This is a genomic window from Acetohalobium arabaticum DSM 5501, from assembly GCF_000144695.1.
Taxonomy (GTDB): domain Bacteria; phylum Bacillota; class Halanaerobiia; order Halobacteroidales; family Acetohalobiaceae; genus Acetohalobium; species Acetohalobium arabaticum.
The window spans coordinates 45,887-71,680 of sequence record NC_014378.1 but is presented as its reverse complement, the minus strand read 5'-3'; the positions used below and the strand labels follow the sequence as shown (position 1 = coordinate 71,680).

At 37.0% G+C, this 25,794-nt stretch carries 24 protein-coding genes, 1 pseudogene and 1 other annotated feature; of the genes and pseudogenes, 1 reads left to right on the top strand and 24 read right to left on the bottom strand.

Going from position 1 to position 25,794, the window contains the following annotated elements; translation table 11 throughout:
- Positions 1-789: 789 nt before the first annotated feature.
- The 18 genes and pseudogenes from acear_RS11970 to acear_RS00305 all read right to left on the bottom strand — a co-directional run bounded on the left by acear_RS11970 (position 790) and on the right by acear_RS00305 (position 21,049).
- Positions 790-1,554: a CAP domain-containing protein gene (locus acear_RS11970; protein ID WP_013277066.1), complete on the bottom strand. Its 765-nt coding sequence runs from the start codon at positions 1,552-1,554 to the stop codon at positions 790-792.
- Between the two features lie 260 nt (positions 1,555-1,814).
- Positions 1,815-3,437: a glycosyltransferase gene (locus tag acear_RS00385; RefSeq protein ID WP_041667161.1), complete on the bottom strand. Its 1,623-nt coding sequence runs from the start codon at positions 3,435-3,437 to the stop codon at positions 1,815-1,817.
- 131 nt (positions 3,438-3,568) lie between these two features.
- Positions 3,569-5,380 (bottom strand): ferrous iron transporter B, encoded by a 1,812-nt coding sequence (locus acear_RS00380; protein WP_013277064.1) that lies wholly within the window; start codon positions 5,378-5,380, stop codon positions 3,569-3,571.
- Positions 5,380-5,616, bottom strand: a complete 237-nt coding sequence (locus acear_RS00375; protein ID WP_013277063.1) for a FeoA family protein — start codon at positions 5,614-5,616, stop codon at positions 5,380-5,382. The genes acear_RS00380 and acear_RS00375 overlap by 1 nt, the downstream gene beginning before the upstream one ends.
- Before the next feature lie 193 nt (positions 5,617-5,809).
- The gene (locus acear_RS00370) at positions 5,810-6,829 is read right to left on the bottom strand and encodes a chymotrypsin family serine protease (RefSeq protein ID WP_425358449.1); all 1,020 of its coding nucleotides are present in this window, start codon (positions 6,827-6,829) and stop codon (positions 5,810-5,812) included.
- Between the two features lie 110 nt (positions 6,830-6,939).
- Positions 6,940-8,316: an NADPH-dependent glutamate synthase gene (gene gltA / locus acear_RS00365; protein ID WP_013277061.1), complete on the bottom strand. Its 1,377-nt coding sequence runs from the start codon at positions 8,314-8,316 to the stop codon at positions 6,940-6,942.
- Positions 8,309-9,151: a sulfide/dihydroorotate dehydrogenase-like FAD/NAD-binding protein gene (locus acear_RS00360; protein ID WP_013277060.1), complete on the bottom strand. Its 843-nt coding sequence runs from the start codon at positions 9,149-9,151 to the stop codon at positions 8,309-8,311. The genes gltA and acear_RS00360 overlap by 8 nt, the downstream gene beginning before the upstream one ends.
- A gap of 107 nt (positions 9,152-9,258) precedes the next feature.
- Complete coding sequence (gene gdhA, locus acear_RS00355; protein ID WP_013277059.1) at positions 9,259-10,599, bottom strand: NADP-specific glutamate dehydrogenase; 1,341 nt, start codon at positions 10,597-10,599, stop codon at positions 9,259-9,261.
- A gap of 210 nt (positions 10,600-10,809) precedes the next feature.
- On the bottom strand, positions 10,810-11,580 hold the full coding sequence (locus tag acear_RS00350) for an IclR family transcriptional regulator (protein ID WP_013277058.1): 771 nt from the start codon (positions 11,578-11,580) through the stop codon (positions 10,810-10,812).
- A gap of 108 nt (positions 11,581-11,688) precedes the next feature.
- Positions 11,689-11,955, bottom strand: a complete 267-nt coding sequence (locus acear_RS00345; RefSeq protein WP_013277057.1) for a Veg family protein — start codon at positions 11,953-11,955, stop codon at positions 11,689-11,691.
- Between the two features lie 106 nt (positions 11,956-12,061).
- A pseudogene (locus acear_RS00340) lies at positions 12,062-12,256 on the bottom strand (ribonuclease H-like YkuK family protein); the annotation flags it as partial.
- A 21-nt stretch (positions 12,257-12,277) separates the two neighbouring features.
- Positions 12,278-13,150, bottom strand: a complete 873-nt coding sequence (gene rsmA, locus acear_RS00335) for a 16S rRNA (adenine(1518)-N(6)/adenine(1519)-N(6))-dimethyltransferase RsmA (protein ID WP_013277056.1) — start codon at positions 13,148-13,150, stop codon at positions 12,278-12,280.
- Positions 13,151-13,226: 76 nt separating this feature from the next.
- Complete coding sequence (gene fsa / locus acear_RS00330) at positions 13,227-13,874, bottom strand: fructose-6-phosphate aldolase (protein ID WP_013277055.1); 648 nt, start codon at positions 13,872-13,874, stop codon at positions 13,227-13,229.
- 29 nt (positions 13,875-13,903) lie between these two features.
- A complete protein-coding gene (locus acear_RS00325) occupies positions 13,904-14,509 on the bottom strand; it encodes a TatD family nuclease-associated radical SAM protein (protein ID WP_013277054.1) in 606 nt (201 codons plus the stop codon).
- 81 nt (positions 14,510-14,590) lie between these two features.
- Positions 14,591-15,358: a TatD family hydrolase gene (locus tag acear_RS00320; protein ID WP_013277053.1), complete on the bottom strand. Its 768-nt coding sequence runs from the start codon at positions 15,356-15,358 to the stop codon at positions 14,591-14,593.
- Between the two features lie 16 nt (positions 15,359-15,374).
- Entirely contained in the window at positions 15,375-17,309 is a 1,935-nt protein-coding gene (gene metG / locus acear_RS00315) for a methionine--tRNA ligase (RefSeq protein WP_013277052.1), read from the bottom strand.
- Positions 17,310-17,368: 59 nt separating this feature from the next.
- Positions 17,369-17,606, bottom strand: a binding site (T-box leader).
- Positions 17,607-17,690: 84 nt separating this feature from the next.
- On the bottom strand, positions 17,691-19,547 hold the full coding sequence (locus tag acear_RS00310) for an ATP-binding protein (protein ID WP_013277051.1): 1,857 nt from the start codon (positions 19,545-19,547) through the stop codon (positions 17,691-17,693).
- 509 nt (positions 19,548-20,056) lie between these two features.
- On the bottom strand, positions 20,057-21,049 hold the full coding sequence (locus tag acear_RS00305; RefSeq protein ID WP_013277050.1) for a DNA double-strand break repair nuclease NurA: 993 nt from the start codon (positions 21,047-21,049) through the stop codon (positions 20,057-20,059).
- Between the two features lie 163 nt (positions 21,050-21,212).
- Here acear_RS00305 and acear_RS00300 point away from each other — a divergent pair, with 163 nt between their 5' ends.
- Positions 21,213-21,458: an AbrB/MazE/SpoVT family DNA-binding domain-containing protein gene (locus acear_RS00300; RefSeq protein ID WP_013277049.1), complete on the top strand. Its 246-nt coding sequence runs from the start codon at positions 21,213-21,215 to the stop codon at positions 21,456-21,458.
- Positions 21,459-21,529: 71 nt separating this feature from the next.
- Here the strand turns inward: acear_RS00300 and rsmI are convergent, their stop codons facing one another.
- The 6 genes from rsmI to holB all read right to left on the bottom strand — a co-directional run bounded on the left by rsmI (position 21,530) and on the right by holB (position 25,784).
- The gene (rsmI, locus tag acear_RS00295; protein ID WP_013277048.1) at positions 21,530-22,390 is read right to left on the bottom strand and encodes a 16S rRNA (cytidine(1402)-2'-O)-methyltransferase; all 861 of its coding nucleotides are present in this window, start codon (positions 22,388-22,390) and stop codon (positions 21,530-21,532) included.
- A 19-nt stretch (positions 22,391-22,409) separates the two neighbouring features.
- The gene (locus acear_RS00290; RefSeq protein ID WP_013277047.1) at positions 22,410-22,658 is read right to left on the bottom strand and encodes a GIY-YIG nuclease family protein; all 249 of its coding nucleotides are present in this window, start codon (positions 22,656-22,658) and stop codon (positions 22,410-22,412) included.
- A gap of 4 nt (positions 22,659-22,662) precedes the next feature.
- Positions 22,663-23,433, bottom strand: coding sequence for a tRNA1(Val) (adenine(37)-N6)-methyltransferase (locus acear_RS00285; RefSeq protein ID WP_013277046.1), 771 nt, complete (start codon positions 23,431-23,433; stop codon positions 22,663-22,665).
- The gene (locus tag acear_RS00280; protein WP_013277045.1) at positions 23,420-23,770 is read right to left on the bottom strand and encodes an initiation control protein YabA; all 351 of its coding nucleotides are present in this window, start codon (positions 23,768-23,770) and stop codon (positions 23,420-23,422) included. Before acear_RS00280 ends, acear_RS00285 begins: the two co-directional genes overlap by 14 nt.
- 194 nt (positions 23,771-23,964) lie before the next feature.
- On the bottom strand, positions 23,965-24,789 hold the full coding sequence (locus acear_RS00275) for a PSP1 domain-containing protein (RefSeq protein WP_013277044.1): 825 nt from the start codon (positions 24,787-24,789) through the stop codon (positions 23,965-23,967).
- 5 nt (positions 24,790-24,794) lie between these two features.
- Complete coding sequence (holB, locus tag acear_RS00270) at positions 24,795-25,784, bottom strand: DNA polymerase III subunit delta' (RefSeq protein ID WP_013277043.1); 990 nt, start codon at positions 25,782-25,784, stop codon at positions 24,795-24,797.
- Positions 25,785-25,794: the final 10 nt, after the last annotated feature.

The window sequence follows — 25,794 nt, the reverse complement described above, 5'->3', positions numbered from 1 at the left end:
CTACTTTTTACAAGTCATTATACAATATGATATAAATCCAAAAATTGTGAACTAAACTAATTAAAATTGATATAATGTTGCAGTTTAGAGTTGATATCTTGCAAACGTTTACCGTTCGTTTGAGATATTGCAGATTATAGTCAACAAATCTCTTACGCTTGCCATTCGCTCGACGTCCTGTCTCACTCACTCTCAAAAAAGAACTTTCCGCCATAGCCAGCATACAAACCAATGACTGGCTATGGGAGTAACCTTTAGAGCTAAATATGGTAGTATTGAGCAAATCTAAAGGACTAAGAACAAAAAGAAATTATTCTACAACCTCCATGGCTCCAAGTTCTTTTTAAGAGTCGCTCCAGAGAAATGTTGACTATTTGTAGTTCAATATATTCTATTATCAATAGTCAATATGTGTCCATAGCGACTCTTAAAACTGGTCCGGAACCACGGACGGTGGAGGACCAGTTTTTGACAGTGAGCGAAACAGGATGTTGAGCGAACGACAAGCGGCGGATATATATTGACTATTCCTGCAATATCATGAATGAACTCATATTGATTATACTAGGCAATTACAAATAAGAGGTATATACGAAAATATTGCAGGTGACACAATATATCAATAAAGCTGCACTTTACCAAAATTAAACCTAATCCAGCATCTATGAATTTAAATTATATTTATGTACTAAGCTTTATTTCGTGCATCTAAATTCAAACAAAATAAAAAAGCGAGACGGCTAATTACTCTACCATCTCGCTTAAAAATAAAATTACAAGTATTCAACTTTATTTATCAATAAACTCTTGAGAAAACATCATCCCGTAAGGCCCACCTTCAATAATACCGATCCCGACATGTGTAAATCGCGGCCGCAGAATATTCTCTCTATGTCCAGGACTTTCCATTAAGTGTTTATGAGCTCGCGCTACTGTTCCAGCACCAGCAATATTCTCACCAGCAAAATCATAACTGATATTCAAGGCCTGCATCATATCAAAAGGTGATCCTAATGTTGGCGACTGATGGGCAAAGTAATCCTCATCAATCATATTCTGGCTTTTAGCCCGCGCTACCTGGACTAATCTTAAGTCCACCTGTAGCGGTTCTAAACCGCGCTGAGTCCGCTCCTGATTCAAAAGCTGTAACATCTCTGCTTCAGCAGAAGTCATACTTGTTACTTCCATTTCAGTCCAATCAGTAGCAGTTTCATCTGTAGAACTATTATCTTTCTGATCTGAATAGCTACTATCTTCATTATCCCCAGGCTCTTCTATAACAACATTATCCTCTGAATTATTATCCCCATTATCAATAGGAGTTGGATCATCTTCTTGAGGCGGCTCTGCTGAAGCAGAATCTCCATTACCGATTATCTTATTCAAGATAAAAAGAGCTACCAATCCTTTTAATACTGATAAAAAGCTGCTATTTGATTCCAGATTATCCAATCCTGAAACAGCATACACCGGACCTGTCCAGAATAAGACCATCAAACTAGGCAACAACAGAACTATAATCAATAGAGAGGCAATATACTTATCTCCACGCATAATTATGCTCCTCACAGTTTATTATTTATAAGTAAATTACTTGTTACTTATATAATCTTATTCTGATTATAGCATAGAAATTTCTAAAAGTTGAATGTAATTCTTAACAATCAAGCAGGTTATTTGAGTTTTCTACAGATATATCCACAGAAAAACTATTATATACAGGCACTTATCCACATTTTCCACAGGCTTTTGCACATTCTGTGGATAACCTATGTGGATAGGTATAATTCCACAGAATATCAACTATCCTCTCTCTACTTTAAATCAGCCGGTTTCCATCTTCTAATAAATAATTCACGATCATTGATAAGCTCCTGGCTTTCTTTTACAGTAAAGCCAGCTTCCTGTTTCACTTTATAAAGATTACTCTCTTTAGAATCATAGAAGTTATATCCTATCCTTTTAGCTTGAAGTAGATAATCAATAGTCTCAAAATAGAATGAATAGTACTTATCAAAGTAACCTAGGTCAGCCACTAATTCTCTACCAAATAAATATACTGCTCTATTAGTATTTAGCCACTCTTCTTCACTTTGAAATGAAGTCTGTTCAAATAATTCATTCAGCTCCAAACCTATCCTCTCTTTATCTTCATTCCATATCTGAGGCTTAACAATAGCTGCTTCATTCTCCCTCTGTAGGATACTTAATAAAGAATCCAACCAACCTACAGTAGTTCGAAAGGAAGTATCCATCAATAGAATATATTGACTGCTACCTGCTTTAATTCCATAATTATAGGCCTGAGCATAACCTAATCCCTTTTTAGGCTCTATTATAACTAGCCCACTTGAAGATCTAAAATCCTGCAGACTGCTTCTGCAACCATAATTATCAATTACTACTATTCTATAATTAAAATCAGTATTTTCCTGAATATTTCTTACACAGTCCTTTAATATTTTTGGTTTATTATTATTAACTAAAATTATATCTATTCTTCTTTCCTTACTGATACCTAAATCAATATCAGCAGATTCTTCGGTAATTAAATCACTCCATCTTTGAATTGTCTTCTGCCATTGATGGCTTTTGGCTATCTCCCATCCTTTTTTAATAAGTTTTTTAGCTGATGTATTATCCCTTAATAACTTTAAAGCTCTAACTCCAATCTGCTTTCTATTGAATTCAATCAATTCAGAGTAATCATCTATAATAGAATTCCAAGATATATCTTTATCAATAATTATTATTGGCGTTTGAGAAGCCATAAGTTCTAAAGTAGTTAATCTATAATTTCTCTTCCCCTTAATTACTAAAGCCAACTCAGCACTAGCATACTGAATTATTCTCTCTTGTGAAGATTCAATATCTATTACTTTATAAGCCACTTCTGTATCAAATATTAATTCATCTCTGCTCAAAATAATAACTTCAATTGGGCAAGTATCATTAATTAACTCCACAGCATTAATTAAAAATTCTATTTCCTTTCTAGTTAATCCATAACCGGGAATTATAATTCTCCGTTTTTCTATTGTTATTAACTTTTCTTCTGATATCGATTTATAGAATTCTTCTTTTACTCCAAAGGGAATAACTACTGCTCTTTCCTGTAAATTATCCGGAAGGCTGTCCAGTTTGCTGTCCTCTGTTACTACTACTGTAAAATCAGACTGATTATTGGTTTCTAAGTTATCATTCCAGCCTCTATACCAATAAATAACCTGTATTGTCTTCCGTTCAGATAACAGTTTAGCTGTTGTATAATTATCAGTAATTACTAAATCCACTTGCTTATACTCGATTAGGTTTAAGTCTTGCTGTTGAAAATAAATCTCTATTTCTAACTCTTCCTCTAAATCTGCCAATAAGTCTTTAATTAATAAATTCTCTATCCTATTAAGCAGAGTCTGCAAGTGGAATATAAGCCGCACCATTAATCCTCCTAAAGATCCTTATTTATAGAATAGACCTATTCTATATCTATAATTTATTATATGCAGTAGAGAATTATATTCTTACTCAAATAAAAACGCCTCCTATTCTTGGGAGGCGTTTATCTGCTTTAAACTGAATTAACCTCTTCATTCTCTACTATATTAGGAAGAAATCTAATCAATAATACAATTCCGACCAGAACCAACCAACTCTGTGGTGTAAATCCACCGCCTTGAAAGGCAAAATTAACAAAACCTCCAACTACTAAAGTAGAAATTAACATTACCGCTGTAGCCTTCAGCATATCAACAAATCCTAGCTCTCTTATTAAAACCATAAAAGTAGCTACACAGGGAAAATAGATAGTAAGAATTACACTGGCTATAACTGACTGCTTAACTGTTAAATCAAGCGGGACCAGCATCCCCATAGCTAAATCCTTTCTTAAAAAGCCCATTAATAGAGCTGAAATAGCCTCCTGGGGTAGGCCAAAAACCTTATCCAAAACCGGTCCTAAGATTACTGCCATCAGGTCAAAGACTCCCAGAAAATAAAAGATGTTAACAATCAAAACTCCTGCCAGCATAAAAGGAATAGCTTCCCGAAGAAAGCTTAACATCCTAATCCATAATTTCTTAACTACAATCCCTGGATTCGGTATTCTTAAAGGGGGAATCTCCAGCAGTAAATCAGAACTAAAGCCCGGCAATAACTTATTAAGCAAAAATCCAGCTATAATCCAGACTACAGCTAAAGTTCCAAATACATACCAGATATATTTATTACTATAAGACCCTAATAATCCCACAATCATAGCCGTCTGGGACATACAGGGAACTGAAATAGCCATCAAAGTACTGGCAATAAACTTCTCCCGTCTACTTTCTAGTGTCCGCACTGCTAATGCAGCTGGAACATTACAGCCAAATCCTAAAATCATAGGAATTATAGAAAAACCATGCAGACCAACTTTATGCATTAAATTATCACTTAAAACTGACAGTCTCGGTAAATAACCTGTATCTTCTAAAAAACCTAAAATAAAATAGAAAGCAATAATATATGGCAATACTGCCGCGAATGGAATAAAGATTCCTGTTGTCAATAAACCAAAGGACTGTTCGAAATCAACCTGCCCTTCAACTAACTGGCCGATCAATAAATCATGAATAAATCCCTGGCTGCCTAACAGCTCACTCAACCACATAATAACTGGTCTATAAACCACTTCAAAAAAAGGCTCTGTTACATAACCAATTAACCCTTCACCGATAAAACGAATAATTTTAAACGAAAGAAGTAAAACGAAAATAGCAATCGGTAATCCAGTTAAAGGCTTAATAGATAAATCTTCCAACCTATCCAACCAGGAATGTCCATCATAATCAATTGCTTGTACTTCTTCTACAATCTTACCGATCTCTGACCAACGCTCTTCAGTAGTTCTGCTATCATACTGAGTAACTTTCCTATAATCAAATAACTCAATTAAATTTCTAATTCCATTCCCTTTTGTAGCTGAAGTAGGAATTACTGGTACTCCTAGATACTCCTCCAATTTATCAATATCAATCTCAATTCCGCGGTGTTGAACCTCATCCCAAAAATTAAGTGCAACTATCATAGGAACATCCTGTTCAAGAAGCTGTAGTGTAAGATTAAGATTCCGTTCTAAATTAGTAGCATCAAGTACATTAATGATCAAATCAGCATCAGATATCATTTCAACAGCTACTTCTTCAGCCTGATTAGTTGGGTCCAATGAATAAGTACCGGGTACATCTATGATATCAATTACATCATCCTGCCATTCCATCTTACCCGCTGTATATTCAACTGTAGTACCAGCATAATTAGAGGAAGTAACATTCGTTCCAGTTAAACGAGAAAATAAAGCACTCTTGCCTACATTAGGATTTCCCATCAAAAAGACATTCATTAATTATTCTCCTCGATGATAATCTTTTCTGCCATTCCATTACCAATTGCGATTTTAGCATTATCCAATTGAACAGTTACAGGTCCTCCAATAAAAGAATTACTTATTTTAGTTATCTCTTTTCCCTCCCGAATTCCCATAGAATTTAATTTATTAACTAATCCACAGCCGCCGTTAAAATCAATTACTTTACCGCTTGCTCCCTGTTTTAATTGATGTAGTGTCATATAATTCATCACTGTCCCCTCCATTTAAGATTAATCAATTTATTTATATAATTGAAAATCATTATCAATAAAATTTAAAAAAACATCCCTAAGAACCATTTTTAATTATGCATATATTATAGCAGAGTTATTTTATTATGTCAATTTTTTTAATAATACTTAAAACGGCTGATATAGTTAAATCAACCACAGCTTATTACCATCAAATAAATTCTACCTTTAATTCATCTAGTACATTACTAATTCGATTACAGACAGTACTTTTCTCCGAACCAGCAAATAATAATCCTACTGCACTACGATCATGGTCTAAAATTAATGAACCGCTGTCTCCCGGCTTAGAAAAAGGTTTTGTAATAATTTGATCATTAAAGACCCCCTTTTCGTTACCGGTAATAGATACTTCCACTGTAGCATGTACTGCCTTAATTTTAGACTCAGTCCGTCCAGACGTTCTACCGCTTTTAACTACTCCCATGCCTACTTTAGGCTGCTTAATTCCTTCTACCTTACCAATTTCCAAAATTTTATCACTTATTACATCCTCAGAAACCGGTTTAGCTACTGCACAATCAACTAAATTACTGGTCTTATTTTTTCGAATAAACTTAATTAAATAAGGAAATTTAACTACATCACCAACTCCATTTAAAAGATTCTCTACCCCTTGTATAACAGCACTTGATGCTGGTTCTGTTTTTCTGTGCAAGGGGCTAAATCTTTCTAAATGACCAATAACATCACGATCACGCTCCCCCTTATCATGCTGTCCCGGCTGCAAGATAGGATCTCCCTTTTTAGCCCGGTCATCATGGCCAGTACTCAGATTAGCCAGTACATGATTATTGGATAAAATTAACGGTTCTTTAGTCTGTCTATCTTTCACTACTGCTCCAAAGGTCCCCGCTGAAACTCTATAATGGCCGATACTTACCCCTGGTTGCGCCGGACGTAGCCGTTCCATTCGCGAAGCCAATAATTCTAACTCTCCTACCTCAACTACATCAGTATCTGTATTCTCTATTTGCTCAGGTACTAACTCATGTGATTCTAATTCATCCTTATCTAACTTCTCTTCGACTAAAACTACTAATGCCTCGTCATCTGTTTCTGTATTATCTACTTCCTTATATCCACAGCCAACACCGACAACATTCTTAAGACTCAATATTTGATTATAATACTTCTTAACTAAGCTTTGTATTCTTTCCACTCTGATCATCTCCTTTCTAAACTACTACAACATACTATTCAGATTAGAAAGGAGACGTGTAAAAAAATAAAAACCAGCCAACTAATTCATAATGAATTAGTGGCTGGCTGACTTATCTATTATTTCTGCTGTAAATACTTATCAATCTCTCGAGCAGCCTTTCGTCCATCACCCATAGCGGCAATTACTGTTGCTGAACCGCCGATTACATCACCACCAGCAAAGACACCAGGAATTGATGTCTGATACGTATCATCATCTACGACTATGCTATTCCATTCAGTAGTCTCTAAATTTAATTCTTTTTTAGATAACAATGGATTAGGACCCTGCCCAATTGCAATAACTACTGTCTCTACAGGAATAGTAAAGTTAGAATCTTCAATTGGAATCGGCCGCGGCCGTCCGCTGCTGTCTGGTTCACCTAATTCCATCTCAACACATTCTAACTCTGCTACCCAGTCCTCTTCATTACCGAGAATCTTAACCGGATTCCGTAGTAACTTAAAATCTATTCCCTCTTCTTCAGCATGTTCAATCTCTTCTTCTCTAGCCGGCATTTCATTTCTAGAACGGCGGTAAACTATTGAAACTTCCTCAGCTCCCAACCGCAGTGCTGTTCTGGCTGAATCCATAGCTACATTTCCAGCACCTACGACAGCCACATGATCTCCTACTTCTATTGGTGTCTGGTACTCAGGAAATCTATAAGCATTCATCAAATTAACTCGTGTTAAGAATTCATTGGCTGAGTAGACTCCATTTAAGTTCTCACCAGGAATTCCTAAAAAGTAAGGCAGACCGGCCCCAGTACTGACAAAGACTGCTTCATAACCCTCTTCTTGTAGATCATCAAAGGTAAGAGTAGAACCAATCAAAGTATTAGGTCTTACCTCTACTCCTAAATTTTCTATCTCCTGTACTTCTTCATCTACAATTGATTTAGGCAGTCTAAACTCCGGAATACCATATCGAAGAACACCGCCTGGATCTGATAAAGCTTCAAAAACTGTTACTTGATAGCCAAGCTTTGCCATATCAGCCGCTGCTGTCAAACCGGCTGGTCCAGAACCAACAACTGCTGTTTTGATATCTTTATCAGTTTTAGCTTCAATTTCTCTATCCTGTTTTAATTCATAATCACCAACAAATCTCTCTAAGGCACCGATAGCAACTGGCTGACCTTTCTTACCTAGAATGCACTCTGCTTCACACTGTTCCGCCTGTGGACAGACCCTTCCACAGATAGCCGGCAGAGCATTCTTCTCTTTGACCAGTTCAGCTGCCTGATCAAAGTTTTCATTAGTAATCTCCTCAATAAAGTCAGGAATCGGAACTTCTACTGGACAGCCGTCAACACAGGGCGAATCTTTACACTGAAGACAGCGTTCTGCTTCCTTTACTGCTTCCTCTTTAGTATAGCCACAGGCTACTTCCTGGAAGTTATTAATTCTCTTTTCAGGCTGCTGCTTCTTCATCTTCTGTCTATTAGCCATCTCTGCCCACCTCCTCTTCTAACTTACAGCGGTGCATAGCTTTCTCTTCCTGAGGATGGTAATGGTCCTGGCGCCTCATTAATTCAACAAAGTCTACCTTATGTCCATCAAAAGCCGGTCCATCAACACAGGCAAAGCGGTTTTCGCCACCAACAGTCACTCGACAGCCTCCACACATACCAGTACCATCAACCATAATCGGATTCAAGCTAACTACAGTATCTATACCATAATCTGCCGTTACTTCACAGGCTGCTTTCATCATCACCACTGGACCAATAGCAATTACCTCATCTACTTCATTCTCTTCTAACACTGATTCCAATACCTCTGTTACAAAGCCTTCATGTCCTATTGAGCCATCATCAGTAGCTAAATAGAGTTCTTCAGAAATAGACTCCATTCTATCCTGCATAATCAGCTTCTCTTCTGTCTGAGCTCCGATAATACTTATAATCTCATTACCAGCTTCCTTTAACTCTTTAGCCTTAGGATAGATCGGCGCTACACCTATTCCTCCAGCAACACAGACTACTCTTCCAAGCTTTTCAATCTCCACTGGTTCACCCAATGGTCCTAAAACATCAAGCAGCTGGTCGCCTTCTTCAAGCTTTGATAGCTGAATTGTTGAGTATCCTACTGCCTGAATAATCAGCTCAATAGTTTCTCTATCCCGATTATAATCCGCAATAGTCAAGGGAATTCTCTCACCTGTTTCAGAAACACGGACAACTACAAAATGCCCCGGCTCAGCCTTTGCAGCAATCAGAGGTGCTTCAACAATAAGAGAAACAATCTCTGACGCTAAAGCCTTCTTTTCTATAATCTCAAACATTATCTTCCTCCTCTATTCTCTTTACTTAAAAGCAATCAGACAGCCCATAGAATGAGCTGTCCAATTAACCAGAACGTAAAACTATTTTCTAACTAATAACTATAAGCTTACACAACACCCTGATCTAACATTGCATCGGCAACCTTTAAGAAACCGGCAATATTAGCACCAGCAATCAAGTCGCCTTCTTTTCCATATTCTGCTGCTTTTTCTTGAGAGACATCATAGATATCAACCATGATATCATTTAGAGTTTCATCTACTCTATCAAAAGACCATGACTCACGCATGCTATTTTGAGTCATCTCAATAGCTGAAGTAGCAACTCCACCAGCATTAGCTGCTTTACCTGGTGCAAAGAGAACATCATTCTCTTTAAAGATCTTGATTGCTTCTGGAGTCGATGGCATATTAGCTCCTTCTCCTACTAACATAACGCCATTATCGACTAAAGTCTGAGCAGATTCACCATCAAGTTCATTCTGTGTAGCACACGGTAGTGCAACATCACATTCTACATCCCAGATATCAAAGCTTTCCGGACAGAACTCAACTTCTGAACGGCCTTCAGCATATTCTTTAATTCTTCCTCTCTCTACCTCTTTAATCTGTTTTACTGCTTCAAGGTCAATTCCTTCTGGATCATAAACATAGCCATCGGAATCACTGAGAGCAACAACTTTTCCACCCAGTTCCTGTACCTTTTCCGTAGCATAGATGGCAACATTACCAGAACCAGAAATAACAACTCTCTTACCTTCTAGAGAATCATTCTGATCCTTAAGCATCTCTTCAGCCATATATGTTAATCCATAACCAGTAGCTTCAGTTCTTACTAAGCTTCCGCCCCAGTCTAGACCTTTACCAGTTAAGACTCCCGCTTCAAAAGCATTAACTATCTTTTTATACTGTCCAAATAGATAACCTATCTCTCGACCACCAACACCGATATCTCCAGCAGGCACATCTGTATCCGGTCCAATATGACGGTATAATTCAGTCATAAAGCTTTGACAGAATCTCATAATCTCTCCATCGGACTTTCCTTTAGGGTTAAAGTCACTACCGCCTTTACCGCCGCCGATAGGACGACCAGTTAGGGCATTCTTAAAGATCTGTTCGAAGCCTAAGAACTTAATGAGTCCTACATTAACAGTTGGATGAAATCTCAATCCTCCCTTATAAGGCCCAAGGGCACTATTAAACTCCACTCTAAAGCCTCGATTAACCTGAACATTACCTTCATCGTCTACCCAAGGCACTCTAAAGATAATTTGACGCTCTGGTTCAACAATTCTTTCTAAAATACCTGCTTCTTTATATTTCGGATCCTTTTCAAAAACCGGTTCTAAAGATTCTAAAACTTCCTTTACAGCCTGATGAAATTCTGGTTCATCAGGATTTCTTTCTTTTACTTGATCCATTACTTCTGCTATATATTCACTCATTTTCTCACTCCTCAACTTGAATTTTTGACTATTAGACGTTAATGTAACAATTATTAATATTTTATTCCGCTACTGTACTACTCTGCTACTCCCCCCCCTTTATAGCTAAGTATAGGAAAAATTTCATATTGTAAAAACCATTTTTAAACACTTTCAATTACAGTTGTTCTGGATAAAGCTGCAAAAATCCTGCTTAAATTCTTAAAAAATTTATATCCTATATCCTAAACGAGCAGAAATCTGCCCAGCTATCTCCACTACCGTTTCAATTACTTCTTCTTCAATATACTTCTCAGTCAATCGAATACTGGGACCTGAAACACTAACAGCAGCTATAACTTCTCCCTCATGATTCTTAATCGGTGCAGCTACACAGCGAACTCCTTCTTCCATCTCACCCCGATCTATAGCATATCCCTGTTGTCTAATCTCCTTTAATTCCGCTCTTAACACTTCAGAATCTACCTTAGTATTATCAGTAAATTTACCAAAATCCATTTTAGCAAACAATTCAGACCACTGGTCAGGATCCTCATAAGCCAATAAAGCCTTTCCTGTTCCGGTACAATAAGCCGGTCCTCTACTTCCTATTTGAGCAAACATTTTAACCATATTAGTAGAAGCCACCTGCTCAATATAGACAACTTCTCCCTCATCCAGAATAGCTAAATTAGTAGTCTCATTACATTGATCTACTAAATCCTGCATATATGGTTTAGCAATACTTATTAAATTAATATTCTTTTTAGCTGCATTGCCAATTTCGAAGGTCTTAAGTCCTAAATAATACTTTCCGCTATCCTCTTCCTGTTCTATAAAACCGCGTAACCGCAATGTATTAAGAAGTCTATGGACAGTACTAATATTTAAATCTATCTCCTCAGCTAAATTACTTAAAGCCATAGGTTTTCCTTTATCTGCTAGTGCTTCTAAAATAATCAAGGATCTATCCACTGATTGAACTACCTTCTTTTTAGCCATAATGCTTCCTCCTTACTAAGATGAAACAGTTGTATGTAATTATAATATATCAAAATTAATGTTTAAAGTAAAAATAACACAAGTGATTTCCATCACTTGTGTTAAAAGTTAAACACTGACACAACCGATCTTTGTATTATTATTCTTTATTTGAACTTCTACAGTTTCTGTTAGGATATCAGCATAACTATAAGATACTTTACGGGGTGCTCTATCTTCTTCAACTTTAACTACAAAGACATTAGAATAAGTCTCCTCGAGAACGCCTTCCTTTTTAATTATCTTACGTCTGCCCTGATTGGCTTTCAGACTAACCTCTTTTCCTACAAAGGACTCCAAATCACTCTTGATCTGTTCTAGAATATTATCCCCCATACCAGTCCACCTTCCATCTATTAAAGTCTTAATTATTATAACATATCAAATATAAAATGTCAAGGTAAAAATCAATTATACCAGAAAGAAAAAGATATGTCAATGGTTATTTTGTATATCTATCAGCTACATGAGAAGCAGCATAGGCCGAAGGCTTAATTTTAGCTTCATATCCATTACCGACTACCATACCTACTACCTCTTTAATTAAATCACGAGTCTCACCATTCCGGCCTATATCAAGATGGATTTCAATATTTAAGTCAGTTACTATCCTTTCCGACATCTTCTCACTTACTAAGCCGGCTGCTTTTAGATAAAACTAACTTAACAGATCAAAAATACTATTACTCAAAGCAGTAAACCTCTCTAAATCCAGTTTTTCTCCCCGCCTTCTTGATTCTATATCTACCTTGTCTAAAGCCTGATCAACTAAATCTCGTTTTAAATCTAAATTAGCAGCTTTGCTCAAAGAGTTTCTGATCGTTTTCCGGCGCTGCTGAAAAGCAGCCTGAATTACTTTAAATAATAATTCTTCATCCTTAACTTCAACCGGCGGTTTATCTCTAATCTCCATCTTTACTATTGCTGAATCTACTTTTGGCTGCGGCATAAAGACAGTCCTAGGAACTGTTCCTGTAATCTCCGGCTGAGAATAATACCTAACTGCTAAAGAAAGTGAACCATACTTCTTACCATCTTCTGGAGTAGCTACTATCCGCTCAGCTACCTCTTTTTGAACCATCACTACTACTCGTTCAAATGGTAACTTTTCTTCTAATAGACGCATAATAATTGGAGTTGTAATATAATATGGTAGATTTGCTACTACCTTGATAGATTCTCCGCTTAATTTAGTTAATAACTGTTCAAAATCATATTCCAAAGCATCAGCCTGAATAAAATTAACATTATTATAGTTACTTAAATTCTCTTCTAAAATTTTAATAAATCTTTCATCAAGTTCGATAGCCCAGACTGCTTTAGCCCCTTCAGCCAACCGTTGGGTTAAAGAACCGATTCCAGGACCGATCTCGATCACATGATCATATGAAGTTAAATCAGCACTGACAATAATCTTATCAATGATATTCCGATCAACTAAAAAGTTTTGACCGAGGCTCTTTTTGAGCTGAATACCATTCTCCTCTAAAATTTCTCTAGTTGTACTGGGATTTGCTATTCTCTTTTCCATTATTATTACCACCTCTAAATATCTAATAGAAAAGTGAACCCTAGCTAGGGTTCACTTTTATCTTCTAGTACTTAATTTACTCTTGTGCTTCTTCCCAATCAGCTAAAAATTTATCAAGTCCTTCATCAGTCTTAGGATGGCCTAACATCTTTTCTAACACTCCATACGGAATTGTAGCAATATCCGAACCTGCCTTGGCAACCTTTTTAACATGCTTAGGATGGCGAACGCTGGCTGCAATTATCTCAGTCTCAAGCTCATATTCTTTAAAGATCTGAACAATCTCTTTAACTACTTCAACTCCATTATGGCCGATATCATCAAGCCGCCCCATAAATGGGCTGACATAAGTAGCACCGGCTTTGGCTGCTAAAAGTGCCTGATTGGCTGAAAAGACTAAGGTTACATTGGTCTTAATCCCTTCCTGAGATAACTGATTAACAGCTGTCAAACCTTCTTTAGTCATCGGTATCTTAATTACTACATTATCAGATATAGAAGCCAACTCCCGAGCCTGCTCTACCATTCCTTCAGCCTCAGTGCTGATCACCTCGGCACTGACAGGACCATCTACTACCGATGTTATCTCCTCGATAATATCTTCAAAACTCTGTCCTGACTCTTTAGCAATTAAAGAAGGATTAGTAGTTACACCGGATAGGATTCCTAGCTGATTCATATCCTTAATCTCATCAATATTAGCAGTATCAATAAACAGCTTCATTTCATACCCTCCAATTAAAATTATAGATATTAATTATCTTCTTTTGTATCAGACTGACTGTATTGTCTAACTTTAAACTCAACACCAAGGTTTTCAGCAATCTTTCTACACTCATAAATACTAGTAGTAGGATACTTAACAACACTTAAGACTACATTAGGAATTATCCCTTTACATTCTTCTATAAAATCTAAGATTGCCGGAAAGGTATCAAGTCCAAACTCCGGATTACATAACTGTTTATACTTTTTAGCATTTTTAGCATTAAGGCTAATTGAAATAGTATCAATTAAGCCTTTCAACTCCGGAACGATATTACGTTGGTGGATCAAATTTGCTTGGCCATTAGTATTTATTCTCACTGCTACATCAAACTTCTGCAGCCAATCAGCTATTTCTATTACTGCTTCTAAACGAATCAAAGGCTCTCCATAACCACAGAAGACTATCTCCTCATAATCCTCTGGATTCTCAATTTCAGCAATCACTTCTTTAACTGTCGGTTCTTTATCCAAACGTAGATTATAGCCTGCAATTCCATCTTTATACTGTCTTACACAGAATTCACATTGGTTAGTACAGCGATTAGTTAAATTCAAGTAAAGGGAATCCCCTAATCCATAGGTAATATCCATCTTGAGACCTCCTCACCAAATTAAGGAATATAATCATTATAACATAATTTAATTTAAATTAAAAATCAAATCTATATCCCCTTAGGCGATACTGAAGGCCTCTTTTGCATTCTCGGTAGTCACGGCAGCAATCTTTTCAGTCGAATGGGGCAGAATCTGGGCTAATTTATCAGCTACATACTTTATATAAGCAGGTTCATTTCTCTTCCCTCGGTTAGGCTCAGGAGTTAAATACGGTGCATCAGTTTCAAGCAACAGCCTATCCAGCGGTATCTGTTTTACAACCCGCTGGAGTTGATAGGAATTATTAAAAGTTAATATTCCACCAACAGCAATATAAAAGTTAAGGTCTAAAGCCTGGTTTGCCATCTTTTGGTCACCAGGAAAGCAATGAATAATTCCTCCTACTTCTTCAGCTTCTTCTTCTTTCAGAAGTTCCATAGTCTGATCTTCAGCTTCCCGGCTGTGGATTACCAATGGTAGATCTACTTCTTTAGCCAGTCGGATATGGCGCCTAAAAACCTGCTGTTGTACCTGTCGGGGAGAGTTATCATAATGATAATCAAGCCCAGTCTCCCCGATAGCTACCACTTTATCTTCAGCTGCCCATTCTTTAAGCCGGCTGTAAGTCTCTTCCGTTACACTCTTAGCTTCATGAGGATGGACTCCTACAACAGCATAGATCATATCATGATGTTGGGCCAATTCAACGGAGCGCTGACTGGATGCTTCATCAGCACCGACATTGATAATATACTCCAGATTATTCTCCTTAGCTCGTTTGATTACTTTATCTCTATCATCATCAAACCGCGGAAAATCGATATGTGCATGTGTATCAACTAACATTCCAGACCACTCCTATCTATTCTACCTGACTACCGCTGGCAATATCCTGATCAACTGTAGTCAGAGTTAATTCTCCTTCATCATCTGATGCTGCTAGAACCATTCCATTAGATTCAGTTCCAAAGATAGTTGCAGGTTCTAAATTGGCCACCATTAATACCTTCTTACCGATTAACTCATCTGCTTCATAATGTTTAGCTATACCAGCAACTAACTGTCTTCTCTCTTCACCCAAGGCTACCTGCAGCTTCAATAATTTATCGCTACCTTCAATTCTTTCAGCTTCCAGAACTTCAGCTACTCTCAAATCAAGCTTAGTAAAGTCATCAAAAGTAATTTTATCTTCTTCAACCATCTCTTCTGTTTCCTCCTTCTCATCATCTTCAGCTTCAGCCTGCTTAGCAAAATATTCTTCTGCATCAATACGGGGGAAGATCGGATCTCCAGGATTAACCTCCAATCCGGCTTCTAACAATCCCCACTCTTCAACTTCAGACCATCTCTGCTGGTCAAGATCAGCTTTGATACCGATCTGCTGCCAGATCTTAGCCGGTGCTTCCGGCAAAAACGGCTTTAAAGCAATAGCTGTAATTCGCAGTGCTTCCAGTAAGTTATAGAGAACAGTCCCCAGCTTATCCTGCTTATCTTCATCCTTAGCTAGAATCCAGGGTGTAGTCTGATCAATATACTTATTAGTACGTCTGATAACGGTCCAGAGATGTTCTAAAGCTGTGCTGAACTGTAGATTTTCCATATCATCAGCCATAGCTGCTAATTCTTGTTGGGACGTCTTTTTAAGATCAGCATCATACTCAGTCTCCGATCTCGGCTCAGGAATCACCCCATCAAAGTACTGTTCAACCATAGCTACAGTTCTGTTCAATAGATTTCCTAAATCATTGGCCAAATCGGAATTAATTCGCCTGATAAAGGATTCTGTTGAATAAGAACCATCAGTTCCAAAAGCAACTTCACGCATTAGATAATATCGAACAGCATCCACTCCGAAATCATTAACTAACTTGGTAGGATCAACTACATTCCCTTTAGATTTGGACATCTTACCTCCTTCAACAGTCAGAAAGCCATGGCCGAAAACCTGTTTGGGCAGTTCCATATCTGCTGCCATCAAAATTGCCGGCCAGATAATAGTATGAAAACGGAGAATATCCTTACCAACAATATGGACATCTGCCGGCCAGTAACTACCAAATTTATCTTCATCGCGCCTAAAACCGATACCAGTAAGATAGCTTATCAAAGCATCAAACCAGACATAGATTACATGGTCTCCATCTATGGGCACCGGAATCCCCCAATCAAAGGAAGTTCGAGAAACACAGAGATCCTCCAGCCCCTCTTCAATAAAGTTAATCATCTCATTACGCCGTTTAGCCGGCTGGATAAAGTCGGGATTATCATCTAAAAACTCCAGCAGTTGCTCCTCATATTCAGACATCTTAAAGAAGTAACTCTCTTCTTCTACCCACTCAACCGGACGGTTACAGTCTGGACAGTTGCCTTCTTCATCCAGTTCTCTTTCTGCCCAGTATGTTTCACAGGGGGTACAGTAATAGCCTTCATACTTATCTTTGTAAATATCACCCTTATCGTAGATCTTTTTGAAGATATGCTGAACATCTTTCTTATGTTCCTGACTAGTTGTCCGCACAAATTCAGTATAGTCCACCTCAAGCGTTGACCATAACTCCTTAAAAGTCTTGACAATGCCATCGATATACCCCAGCGGCTCCATACCATGTTCCTCAGCCGTCTTCTGCAGCTTCTGGCCATGTTCATCAGAACCGGTAATTAATTCTGTCTCATAACCCTGCAATTCTTTAAACTTAACAACAGTATCCGCAGCAGTTGTTGTATAAGTATGGCCAATATGCAGCTTATCATTAGGATAATAGATCGGTGTTGTTACATAGAAAGTATCCTTTGTCATTTATTCTTCACTCCCTCTATAAAGCCTTATTTAAAACTAAAAAACTCTCCTCCCCATCTAACAGGGACGAGAGATTCAAGATCATTACTATCGCGGTACCACCCTACTTGCCGCTTCTAAACTATAAAAGCGGCCGCTTTAAAACAGAGATAACGGCTCTGCTAACCGGTATAGCCTACTTTCTTTCAGCTATACAGCTCCTAGACCATCTTCAATACTTTAGCTATTACCGCTTCTCAGCTGCCGCAGTTCTCTGTAAATAGCTACCGCATCTACTCTTCTATTCACAGCCTTTAGTCTATATTTTCGACCTTGGTTATATTATTCCCATTCTAGTTAAGAATATACATAACTTAGTCCAATTTGTCAAGCTTTAACTGGTTATTTTTCTAAATTATAAGTAACATCACCTAAAACTGACTCCTCTTTTTCAATCTTACCTTTAGCCGCTAAATTTTCCAATCTGTCCTGCAGGCTATTAACATTCAATACCCCGCCATCCAGCCTCTTATTAACCTCTTTTAGCGGAGTCAATAAATCACTGTCGTGAATTGGCAGCTGATCAGCTATTAGATTATAAAACTCTTCCTGATCTGCTTCAGTCTTTGCTTCCAATTCATCAAACGGATTCTCAGTATGAGGACTAGTCGTCTTAGCTACTCTGATTCTAATCGGCATCGTCCGCCCAAAGATAGCCGAAGACATAAAGGCATCACCGGATCTAAGATAAGGGAGCCGCTTAGCCTCCTCAGCAGTTAGATCTGTCTCCTGCTTGATAATTTCAATATCAGAGGCTCTAACTGTCCTGAAGACAAACTTAGTATTCAGCTGAGCAGTAACTGTTTCTTCTAGTAATGTCGGCCGCTGAGTAGCCAGAATTAGGAAGGTACCATACTTTCTACCCTCCTGCGAAATCTGTTTTAAGATTCTCTTTGCTGGCGATTCATAGCCTTTCGGAGCAAAATTGTGGGCCTCATCAGTAGCAATTACAAAGGGTGGAAAATAATCTGCTGTTTCCCCACGGTAATCAGCATCCTTATAGTCTCTCCTCTGTCGGTATAGATTCCCCAATAGATAAGTAGAGAATACCTGCAGCAATCTAATAGTCCCCTGAATAACTACTGACTGTCTTCTCTTCAATGCATCCTCTATATCTGTAATACTTTGTCTGAACAAACCATCCCTTTCCAATCTATTCAGCCGCCAGATAACGCCATTAATTGAACTTAAATGCAGGCTGCCGTAATCCTCTAACAGACCGAGATAATCCTGGTACTGCTCCTTATTCTGTCCGCTTAATTCACCAGACCTCAACCGCCGCTGAATCTTATTCTTTCCTTCATTCATAGCCTCCTGTAGATCATGCAGCCGATTTTTAAAGGTTAATAATGAATCCCGCTTACCTTTTGTATTATGTAAGCTTTCTACAACATTGCTCATAGATTCACTTAAGTCACTGGCCGCTGACAGCAGTTCCGTTAAGTCCTTAGTACTTAAATCCTCAAAGTTAACACCTACATCCTGTCCTACCTGAAATATTTCGAACCGATCATCAAAATCAACTTTATATTCTTCAGGTAAGCCGGCAAAATCTTCGCTAAAATCCATCTCAAAATGAGGATCAAAGACTAAAGTGGGAACCTCTAACTTCATCAATTCTTCTAACATCACACGCATACCAAACGACTTACCAGAACCAGAACCGCCGAAGATACCAATATGCGGATACTGATGCATAGCCCGCAGCTTAAAGTTAAAAGGAATCCCTTCCTGGGAAGTAATCTCATCATCCTCAAGTAGAGGAGCTATATTCTGCAGCTTATCATCCATCTCAGCTGTCATCTCTTCTGTCCCCCGAATTATTCCAAGTACTAATCCTTGATCAGGCTCCTCCTTAATCATTAAATCCTTAACTTCATCAAACTCCGGTATCTCTACTGCTGCTCCTGTCTTAACCGGATAGATAGCTTCTGTCAAAAGTCTTACTTTTGCTATATTAATCTCATCTTCATCAATATTATAGCCTATACTTCGCAGCGATTCAATAACCCCTTTATCAACAAAACTATCTTCAATTGACAGCGGAATAAAGCGGTTATAGGACTGAGTTTCAATTACTTCTCCTAACGGATTATCCAGTTCAGAATCTAAAATCTTCAATATCTCATTACTGCGAAACTTCCGTTCTTTGGAAGCTACATAGACCTCCTGTTGAGTAGTTAATCCAACTACCTGCATTTTCAACACCTCTCTTAATCAAGTAATTATATTATCATTATATCACAGCTTACGGATAGATTTAACTTATTATAATGCTGCACTTTGTATCTGTAATTACATCGAATAATCAATGTACGTATCCAAGATATTGCAGTGATAGTCAATATGTATCCTCCGCTTGTCGTTCGCTCAACGTCCTGTTTCGCTCACTGTCAAAAACTGCCCCTCCACCGTCCATGGTTCCGGGCCAGTTTTAAGAGTCGCTCTGAACACATATTGACTATTGAACTAAATATTACCAGGGAATTAATTTAAATGCATATTGATTATTTACAGTAAGCCTGGGTTGTTTCGAAGATAATGTTGATATCTTGCAATAAGCGACATTAAAGCAGCCCCATAAGAGAGAATGATCATCATATAAGCTAAGATCTTTGAATGTAGATATAAAGGTAAATTATTGCTAATTAATTAGGGCTGATTTCTGGAGCGTTTGCAAGATATCAACTCTAAACCGCAACAATATATCAATAAACCCTCTCCTCCCGCTTCGAAGCAAACAACCTCTTCTTTAAGCTCGAATCCAGATAAGCATCAATCAAACTCTCCATCATTTTATCCGAAATTCTAACCTCATGGTCCACTACATCCAGCCAGATAGGAATCCCGCGGCTGTCTTCTGGAGTTAAAGTATAGATTAATTCAGCCATATTCTGTAATTCAGACTGCTGTTCTTCCAAAATATCTAGACCAATCACCTGGGGGTCTCGGCTTGTCCGCAGAAATACCGTCTTTAGACTCCGTTTAAATTCTAAAGTTAACATCTCCCCTCGATTTAATACTCCAAATAATAATTCACGATCATAAAATTCTGCTAATTCCTCATCTACCTCTTTACCTACTTCCTGAGTTCCAATCTCCTCTATTACTCCTACTAATAGAATTTCTTGGCTAATAGCTGTTTCTTTTAATTCACTCCATTTTTCTTCCGCTTCAATTCGATACCTAATCAGCGAACCATCTAACATAATTAATTTAGGCTGCCATTCTTTAATTGCCTGTAGAGCTACTTCCAGCTCTAATTCCGCTAACTTAGAAATCTTAATCTTATTAGCAGCATACTGTTTACTGATGCCGGTATTTCCCTGCTGTTGCTGATCAAGTATAAACTTATTAATCTCTTCTTTAGAACTTGAAACTAAGGGACAGAATAATTCCGTTTCAATTATATCTTCTTTAGCAGTACTCTTAGCTAAAGCCTGTAATAAACAGAGGTAATGAGGATAATTACTTCCCAATTTATTCACCGAACCATCAACCCCAACAATTACTCTGTTATCTGTCCAAGCTTCTAAACTATCTTCAGACATCTGATTCAACTTAATAATTCCACTTAATTTTTGTTTAATTTTAGCTCTTAGATCCTGTTTATTCAATCCAGATTTCTTTGAATATTTCTGTTGTAGTTCCTGATTAGCATTTGTCAAATCTTCTTTAAGCTTTGCAGATACTTCTAACATTTATCTCCCACCTTTTAATTATTTTGAATATTAATGTACATTAATATTCAAAAAATTCTCCAGTTTTAAAAAATTGTTAGGTATTGACTTTGCCTGGAAATTATAGTATAATTTATTCAAGATTAGTTGTCGAAAAATGAAAAACAAAAAGGAGGTATTGGAAATGAAGTCTACAGGGATTGTTAGAAAAGTTGATGAACTAGGAAGAGTAGTAATCCCCGTTGAATTAAGAAGAACACTTGAGATTGAAGAAAAAGATTCCCTAGAAATCTATGTAGATGGTGAAAGCATTATTCTAAAAAAATATGAACCAGCCTGTGTCTTCTGCGGCGAAGCTGGAAATACTACTAATTTTAAGGGCAAAACAATCTGCTACAAGTGTTTAGCTGAAATGACTGAAAGTGCTTAATGAAAACTTATATTACATATATGACTGACATTATATATAACAGTAGATAGCTTAAGTGCTATCTACTCCTATTATTTTTTCACCTGGGCATCAATAACAATTGCTTCTTCATATACCTCTCTTTTAGGCAGACCTCGTTCCTTGGCTACTAACTTAACTGCTTCTTTTTTAGTAACTCCTTTATCCATCATAAGCTGCAGATGTTCCAAAATAGTAAGGTCTTTCCAGGCAGCTTCTTTATAATGAAGCTGGTCAGCATCTAAACCGTCCAATACTATAGTAATTTCACCTTTAGGATCTTCATCTTCAAAATGGCCCAACACTTCACTAACTTGACCTGAAATCTTTTCTTCAAACTTTTTTGTTATCTCTCTCCAGACAGCTATCTTACGGTCACCTAAAATATCTAACATATTCTGAAGGCTATCTTTTAGCCGATAAGGCGATTCATAAAAAACAAGAGTTCTAGTTTCAGCACTCAATTCTTTTAATCTCTCCTGACGCTGTTTTTCTTTCCGCGGCAGAAAACCTTCAAAAACAAACTTATCTGTAGGCAAGCCAGAAGCTACTAATGCTGCTGTCATAGCTGTTGGCCCTGGTATTGGTACTACTCTAATACCTTCTTCATCAGCCAGAGATGTTAATTTATAGCCAGGATCTGAAATTCCCGGCATTCCAGCATCAGAGACTAAGGCAATCTCTTGGCCTGATTTCAACATCTGAATTATTTTTGTACTCTTTTCTTCTTCATTATGTTCATGATAACTAATTAATTCTGCATCTATTTCGTAATGATTCAATAAATTCTGAGTTCTTCTAGTATCTTCAGCAGCAATATAATCTACTTTTTTCAAAATCTTTAAGGCCCGCAGACTGATATCCTCTAAATTGCCGATCGGAGTTCCACAGATATATAATTTAGTTTCTGACATAATCTATTCCTCCCTAAAGCTAACTACTATTTTTAACTAAATCCAGTTTCTTTTGTCTAGAATAAGTCTTTATCTCATACTCTCTTTTTTGAGCACTACTTCTCGTTCTATATTCTTCACTATAAACTAATTCTACCGGTTTTCTACCACGAGTATACTTAGCACCTTGTCCTTGATTATGTTCCTTTACCCTTCGGTCAAGATCAGTAGTATAACCAGTATAAAGAGTTTCATCAGCACAGCGCAGAATATAAACATAATGTCCCATCCAATCAACTACCTTTTCCCTTATAATTATAATCTTCTCCATAATATATTTTCAATACTTCTTCAGTATATTCACCATTATCACGATAAATAATCAGCGGCTTATCAACTTCTAAGCCAGAATTAGCTCCTTTAATTCCGGTTACTAGTACTAAATTGCAGGCCTTATCACCCTCCGGCTGGATTAAACGCATATATTTAGGTTGCAGATTATAGTAATTCATCACTTCTAATAGCTCATCCAATCTTTCCACCCGATAAATATAAGAAACTCTTCCTTTATATCTCACCAAATAAGAACTAATCTCCACTACATCTTCTAACTTAACCTTGAGTTCATGTCTAGCAAGGGCAATACTACTATCAGGATTCACCTTTCCCTGCCCTAAAGGTAGATAAGGCGGATTACTGACTACTACATCAAAGCTTTCAGCAGCAAAGACTTCTTTAAGCTGTCTAATATCAGCTTTCTTAATTTCAATTACATCCTCTAATTTATTGTACAGGACACTTCTTTGAGCCATCTCTGCTAATTTAACCTGAATTTCAATACCTACTATTTGATCCGGATCATTCTTTCCCGTTAACAACAGAGGAATTACTCCTGTTCCAGTTCCTAAATCAATCACTCGATCTTTGGGTTTAATTTCTACAAAATCAGCCAGTAAAACAGCATCAATAGCAAAAGCAAAGTGATTGCTGCTTTGAATAATCTGTAGATTACTATGTATTAAATCATCCAATCTTTCATCCTTCTTTAATTCAATCCTGGACAACTTTATCAGCCTCAACTTCAGAATCTAGTTGAATATCCAAAAGCCCCATGCAGAAGAGACATTCTCCATCCCGTTTTTCACCAAAATTAAGATGACAAATATGAAATCCCTCTTCATATAATTTAGCTAAATTATTATATCCTTCCCTAGCTTCAGGTTCTTCTTCATTTTCTGCTTTCTGCTCAAAAAGCAGCCGCTTTAAATTCTCATTCTCTTCCTTTAGCTCTTCGTTCTCTTTATATAATCTATGCGTAATCTTCTTTATCTTCTGGAAATCATCATTTAACATATTCAGTTTTTCCTGAAAAGTAGCTAATAGACTTAAAATTTCCTCCACAATTAAATACCTCCATATGAAGAGTCTTTGCATTATATTCGTGATAACTGAAATTAATCCTGCTTAATTAAAATAATTATTAATCTTTATCAGTTAGTATATCCATAAATCATAATAGCTATTACCTCACTACCAATCATCATTATCCCTGTCAGCTAAAAATAAAGAGCACCTAATAGGTGCTCTCTATATAATTAATCATCACTTGCTTCATCCTCTTCTTCAATTGTCTTTACCTCATCAATTGAAAATTCTAATTTATCACTGTTATTTAAACTTACCTTTACTGTCTTTTTTACTACATTAAGATTAATAACTTCTCCGACACCGAAATCAGTTTCTACTTTATCCCCTACATTAGGCATTTTCTTTTTAGCCTTTTTATAATTATCACACTCATACTTCAGACAGCACATCAGCCGGCCACAGATCCCTGATATTTTAGCCGGATTCAGCGATAAATTCTGGGCTTTAGCCATCTTAATAGAAATAGGTTCAAAATCTCTTAATACTGTCTCACAACATAGTTGACGCCCACAAGGACCTAAACCTCCTACCATCTTTGCTTCATCTCTAACACCAATCTGGCGGAGTTCAATTCTAGTCTTGAATATAGATGCTAAATCCTTAACTAACTCTCTAAAGTCCACTCTTCCATCAGCAGTAAAGTAGAAAATAATCTTATTTCGATCAAAGGTGTACTCAACTTCAATCAACTTCATCGGTAAACCATGTTCATCTATTTTCTCTAAACAGATATCAAAGGCTTCTTCTTCATCTTCATCATTCTCTTTTTTAGTCTTAAAATCGCTAGAAGTTGCCTTTCTAATTACCTCTTTTAACGGATAAACCACTTCTTCGTCTGGAACTTCCTGGGGCGGCATTACTACTTCACCAAACTCAACCCCTCGAGAAGTCTCTACGATTACATTATCTCCTACTACTAATTCTATATCTGCAGGATCAAAGTAATATATTTTTTCTGCTTTACCAAAAGTTACTCCCACTATAGTATGCATTACTATCACACCCTCTTTTCTTTTATATTTAACAACATTACCTCTAAAGCTAGTTGTAATTTTACATTGGTATTTTGAACCAAATTATTAGTCTGCTCTATTTCTTCGATAATTGACTGTAATTCATCAAAAGTATATTCTCGGCTTAACTTTATTACTTCTTCTTGATAATCAAAATTAATCAACAACTCTTCTTTTTGGCTGCCTTTATACAGTAATAAATCTCGATAAAAAGTTATTATGCTTTCTAAAATTCCATCTATTTCTTCTTTATAATCCAGTATTTTCTGGACCAACTCAAATACTTCAACTATATCCAAACCATTTAATTCTTTAAGCTCATCCAGTATTATTTCCCTAGTTGTTAAGGTATCTTCATTTTCAATAAACTCAATTGCCTTACCCAAACTACCATCGGCTAAAATAGCTATCTTTTCAGCTTCAGCTCTATCCAATTCAAACCTACTAATTAATCTATCAGTAATTTCATCAACTGTCAAAGTCCTAAATTTGATAATTTGACAGCGAGAAGTAATAGTCGGCAATAATAAATCCTCTTTAGAAGCCAGCAGAATAATAACTACATACTTAGGAGGCTCCTCTAATGTTCGCAGCAGACCATTAGCAGCCTGAAGATTCATCCGGTCTGCTTGTTTAATAATATATATCTTCCATTCACTCTCATAAGGTTTATAGGAAGTATTCTGCTGCAAACTGCGAATCTGGTCTATCTTAATATACTTACCTTCCGGTTCAATATTAACTATATCAGGATGATTGCCGCTGTTAAATTTACGGCAGGATATACATTCACCACAGGCATCAGATTTTCTTTCTTTACAGTTAAGGGCCTTAGCAAACTGAACAGCAGTAAACTCTTTACCTACTCCTTTTTTACCAGCAAAGAGATAAGCATGATTAACCCTGTCTCTTTTAAGCCCATTCTGTAATATATCTATAGGTGTATCCTGGCCTACAACATCTCCAAAAGCCATATCCCTTCCT

What these genes read in the sequence shown, in the direction of transcription:
- acear_RS00325 (WP_013277054.1), bottom strand. Translation starts at nt 14,509, where the DNA reads ATGGATATTACCTATGGATTAGGGGATTCCCTTTACTTGAATTTAACT.
- acear_RS00305 (WP_013277050.1), bottom strand. Translation starts at nt 21,049, where the DNA reads ATGTTAGAAGTATCTGCAAAGCTTAAAGAAGATTTGACAAATGCTAAT.
- metG (WP_013277052.1), bottom strand. Translation starts at nt 17,309, where the DNA reads ATGACAAAGGATACTTTCTATGTAACAACACCGATCTATTATCCTAAT.
- acear_RS00380 (WP_013277064.1), bottom strand. Translation starts at nt 5,380, where the DNA reads ATGAATGTCTTTTTGATGGGAAATCCTAATGTAGGCAAGAGTGCTTTA.
- rsmI (WP_013277048.1), bottom strand. Translation starts at nt 22,390, where the DNA reads ATGTCAGAAACTAAATTATATATCTGTGGAACTCCGATCGGCAATTTA.
- holB (WP_013277043.1), bottom strand. Translation starts at nt 25,784, where the DNA reads ATGGCTTTTGGAGATGTTGTAGGCCAGGATACACCTATAGATATATTA.
- acear_RS00370 (WP_425358449.1), bottom strand. Translation starts at nt 6,829, where the DNA reads ATGATCAGAGTGGAAAGAATACAAAGCTTAGTTAAGAAGTATTATAAT.
- acear_RS00375 (WP_013277063.1), bottom strand. Translation starts at nt 5,616, where the DNA reads ATGAATTATATGACACTACATCAATTAAAACAGGGAGCAAGCGGTAAA.
- acear_RS00360 (WP_013277060.1), bottom strand. Translation starts at nt 9,151, where the DNA reads ATGTTTGAGATTATAGAAAAGAAGGCTTTAGCGTCAGAGATTGTTTCT.
- gltA (WP_013277061.1), bottom strand. Translation starts at nt 8,316, where the DNA reads ATGGCTAATAGACAGAAGATGAAGAAGCAGCAGCCTGAAAAGAGAATT.
- fsa (WP_013277055.1), bottom strand. Translation starts at nt 13,874, where the DNA reads ATGAAGCTGTTTATTGATACTGCTAATATTGATGAGATTAAGGATATG.
- acear_RS00345 (WP_013277057.1), bottom strand. Translation starts at nt 11,955, where the DNA reads ATGGGGGATAATATTCTAGAACAGATCAAGAGTGATTTGGAGTCCTTT.
- rsmA (WP_013277056.1), bottom strand. Translation starts at nt 13,150, where the DNA reads ATGGAAAAGAGAATAGCAAATCCCAGTACAACTAGAGAAATTTTAGAG.
- acear_RS00350 (WP_013277058.1), bottom strand. Translation starts at nt 11,580, where the DNA reads ATGGCTAAAAAGAAGGTAGTTCAATCAGTGGATAGATCCTTGATTATT.
- acear_RS00275 (WP_013277044.1), bottom strand. Translation starts at nt 24,789, where the DNA reads ATGCATACTATAGTGGGAGTAACTTTTGGTAAAGCAGAAAAAATATAT.
- acear_RS00320 (WP_013277053.1), bottom strand. Translation starts at nt 15,358, where the DNA reads ATGTTAGTTGATACACATGCACATATCGATTTTCCGCGGTTTGATGAT.
- acear_RS00310 (WP_013277051.1), bottom strand. Translation starts at nt 19,547, where the DNA reads ATGCAGGTAGTTGGATTAACTACTCAACAGGAGGTCTATGTAGCTTCC.
- acear_RS11970 (WP_013277066.1), bottom strand. Translation starts at nt 1,554, where the DNA reads ATGCGTGGAGATAAGTATATTGCCTCTCTATTGATTATAGTTCTGTTG.
- gdhA (WP_013277059.1), bottom strand. Translation starts at nt 10,599, where the DNA reads ATGAGTGAATATATAGCAGAAGTAATGGATCAAGTAAAAGAAAGAAAT.
- acear_RS00300 (WP_013277049.1), top strand. Translation starts at nt 21,213, where the DNA reads ATGAAGTCTACAGGGATTGTTAGAAAAGTTGATGAACTAGGAAGAGTA.
- acear_RS00290 (WP_013277047.1), bottom strand. Translation starts at nt 22,658, where the DNA reads ATGGGACATTATGTTTATATTCTGCGCTGTGCTGATGAAACTCTTTAT.